Genomic DNA, 3,084 nt, shown 5'->3' with positions numbered 1-3,084 from the left:
GTCCTCGGTGAGGCTGATCCCGACCTGCGGATGATCGTGGTGGAAATCGGCGAGGACGCCCGCGACATCGAAGACCTCCGACGCTGCCCCGGAGATCATGCCGAGCCGGACCTGACCCCGCAGCAATCCGGTGAATTCCCCGACCGTGTCGCCGATCCGGTCGGCGGCGGCCAGGGCGGCGCGTGCGTGTGTGAGCACCGCGGCGCCGACGTCGGTCAGTGTCACCGTGCGCGCACCGCGGTCGAGCAGACGCTGCCCGAGTTCGCGTTCGAGTTGGCGGATCTGGGTGCTGAGGCCGGGCTGGGACAAGTGCAGCCGTTCGGCGGCCTTGGTGAACCCGCCCTCGTCGACGATCGTCACGAAGTAGCGCAGCTGACGCAGTTCCATAACTATTGATTATAGGTAATAGAAGATCTATCTCTTGTACTTATTCATCTTCGGCGAGCAGAGTCGAAGACATGACCGATATCGCAACGAAGTTCACTGGTCCTGTCTTCACTCCGGACGACCCCGGGTACGCCGAGGAGATCGCCGGATTCCAAACCGCCTACACCCACCGTCCGGCGTTCGTGGTCGGCGCCCAGCACGGCCAGGACGTGCGCGCCGCCGTGGAATTCGCCGCACGGCGCGGGCTGTCGGTGGCCGTGCAGGCGACCGGACACGGTCTGTCGGTAGCCACCGGCGGTGGGGTGCTCATCACGACCGGACGCATGGACGCCATCACCGTCGACCCGCAGGCTCGTACCGCTCACATCGGGGCCGGGGTGCGGGCGGGCGCGTTGGTCGAGGCGGCCGCGCGGTACGGGCTGGCGCCGTTGAACGGGTCGTCACCGTCGGTGGGCGTCGTCGGGTATGTGCTCGGCGGCGGGCTCGGATTGCTGGCCCGTGAATTCGGTTATGCCGCAGATCATGTGCGCCGCGTCGAACTGGTGACCGCCGACGGCAGGATGCGCTCGCTCGGCCCGGACGACGAGCTGTTCGGGGCGGTACTGGGCTCCGGCGGGAACTTCGGTGTGGTGACCGGTCTCGAACTCGATCTCGTGCCCGTCGCCGAAATCTATGGTGGTCAGCTGGTTTTCGACGCGCCCCTGGTCGACGCGGCGCTGGAGGCATGGCGCACCTGGACCGAGACCGTACCGAGCGCGCTCACCTCCACGATCGCGCTGGTGACCTATCCCGACATCCCGCCCGTGCCGGAATCCTTGCGAGGCCGCCACGTCGCTTCGATCCGAATCGCCTTCGACGGGCCGGACGAGGAGGGGCAGCGGTGGGTCGCGCCTTTGTGGCGGATCGGACCTCGACTGTACGAGGACCTGCGCACGATGCCCTACGCCGAATCGCACACCATCCACAGTGACCCGCCTTTTCCGCACGCCTACGCCGCGACCAACGCGCTGCTCTCGGAGCTGACCCCGCAGGGTCTGTCCGCGCTGCGCGCGTTGACGGCCCCGGGGGGATCGGTCGACGCGGTCATCGACATCCGCCATCTCGGTGCGGCCCTGCGCCACGGTGGCCCGGCCTCGATCGATCATCGCGATGCGGAGTACATCGTGCGGGTGATCACCGGTCCCGGCGAGGGTGACTCCGCACCCGAAGGGCTCGCGAAGGTGCGAGAAGCATTGGCGCCGTGGACGATCGGGCACAGTCTCGCGTTCCTCTACGGTGCGGGCGGCGCGGCGGACGAGGCCCAGACCGCGGCAGGCTACTCCCCGGATACCTACCGCTGGCTGGCGGCGGCGAAAGCGAAGTACGACCCGCGAAACATGTTCCGCGCCAACCGCAATATCGCCCCCGGTTCCTAGCGCCGCTTGCTCGGCCTCTCGATATCTACTATCTTAGTGATATCACTCAGATATCGGGAGGATGTCATGGAGCTGCGGTCCGCATTCCGCGTCAATGGATTCGTCGTCGTGCTGGGGTGGCTGGTGTTCACCCTGTTGTTCGGGGCCGCCGCCGTTCTCGCGTTCATCGCCGCCACCCAGCACAACGGTGGCGCACTGGCCTGGATCGGCGCGGTGGCCGCCGTCGTCGTGATCCTGGTCGTCTGGTTGCTCGCCACCGGGCTGATCATCGTCAACCCCAACGAGGCCAAGGTCGTCACCTTCTTCGGCCGCTACATCGGCTCGGTGAGCGACCCCGGGTTCTTCTCGGTGGTCCCGCTCACCGACCGCAAGTCCATCTCACTGCGGGTGCGTAACTTCGAGACCCAGAAGCTCAAGGTCAACGACGCCGACGGCAACCCCGTCGAGATCGCGGCGGTCGTCGTCTACAAGGTGGTCGACAGCTTCAAGGCCGCCTTCGCCGTCGACGACTACGAGGAGTACGTCGAGACCCAGTCCGAGGCGGCGGTGCGCCACCTCGCCACCACCCACCCCTACGACGCCCACGACGACTCCCGCACCAGCCTTCGCGACGGGGCCGAAGTCGCCGAGGAACTCACCGTCGAATTGCGCGAACGCACCCTCACCGCCGGCATCGAGGTGATCGAGGCCCGTATCACCCACCTCGCCTACGCCCCCGAGATCGCCCAGGCCATGCTGGTCCGCCAACAGGCTGCCCAGGTCGTCGCCGCCCGTACCCAGATCGTCGAAGGCGCCGTCGGCATGGTCGCTCTCGCCCTCGACCGCCTCGCCGAACAGGGCACCGTCGAACTCGACGAGGAACGCAAGGCCAACATGGTCTCCAACCTGCTCGTCGTCCTGTGCGGCGACCGCGCCACCCAGCCGGTGGTCAACACCGGATCCCTCTACTCCTGAGCCGCCCGATGACCCAGCCGAAGAAGGACCCCAAAAAGATCCTGCTACGGCTCGACCCGGCCGTCCACGAGGCAATAGCCAAGTGGGCGGCCGACGACCTGCGCAGCATCAACTCCCAAATCGAATACGCCCTCCGCCTGGCCCTCGACCGAGCAGGCCGAAAGCCGCGTTGAGCAACCTCGCGTTAAGCCTTGTGACACAATCGAATCCAGCATTCAGAGGGAAATTCGAGGATCGTTTACAGCGGTGCTCGACTGAACTACGGGGGTTGGATGTCGAAAGAGCTCGTCTATGTCGAGGTATTGACCGGCTCGGGGAGTTTGCTGAC

4 protein-coding genes are annotated in these 3,084 nt (G+C 66.4%); 3 read left to right on the top strand and 1 reads right to left on the bottom strand.

Annotation, left to right across the window (positions count from 1 at the left end; all coding sequences use genetic code 11):
- Positions 1-387, bottom strand: a 387-nt coding sequence (locus ACFWF3_RS30100; protein ID WP_379317024.1) for a LysR family transcriptional regulator, incomplete at its 3' end; no start/stop codon positions are given.
- Positions 388-458: 71 nt separating this feature from the next.
- Between ACFWF3_RS30100 and ACFWF3_RS30095 the strand changes: the two genes are divergently transcribed.
- The 3 genes from ACFWF3_RS30095 (at position 459) to ACFWF3_RS30085 (ending at position 2,929) form a co-directional block, all read left to right on the top strand.
- Positions 459-1,802: an FAD-binding oxidoreductase gene (locus ACFWF3_RS30095; RefSeq protein WP_379317022.1), complete on the top strand. Its 1,344-nt coding sequence runs from the start codon at positions 459-461 to the stop codon at positions 1,800-1,802.
- A gap of 66 nt (positions 1,803-1,868) precedes the next feature.
- Positions 1,869-2,756 carry an SPFH domain-containing protein gene (locus ACFWF3_RS30090; RefSeq protein WP_379317020.1) on the top strand — a complete coding sequence of 296 codons (888 nt, stop codon included), beginning with the start codon at positions 1,869-1,871 and terminating at the stop codon, positions 2,754-2,756.
- A gap of 8 nt (positions 2,757-2,764) precedes the next feature.
- Positions 2,765-2,929: a toxin-antitoxin system HicB family antitoxin gene (locus tag ACFWF3_RS30085; protein WP_378994086.1), complete on the top strand. Its 165-nt coding sequence runs from the start codon at positions 2,765-2,767 to the stop codon at positions 2,927-2,929.
- Positions 2,930-3,084 lie beyond the last annotated feature (155 nt).

Source organism: Nocardia sp. NPDC060220, assembly GCF_042727815.1.
Classification (GTDB): domain Bacteria; phylum Actinomycetota; class Actinomycetes; order Mycobacteriales; family Mycobacteriaceae; genus Nocardia.
This window is presented reverse-complemented; position numbering and strand designations above follow the sequence as displayed.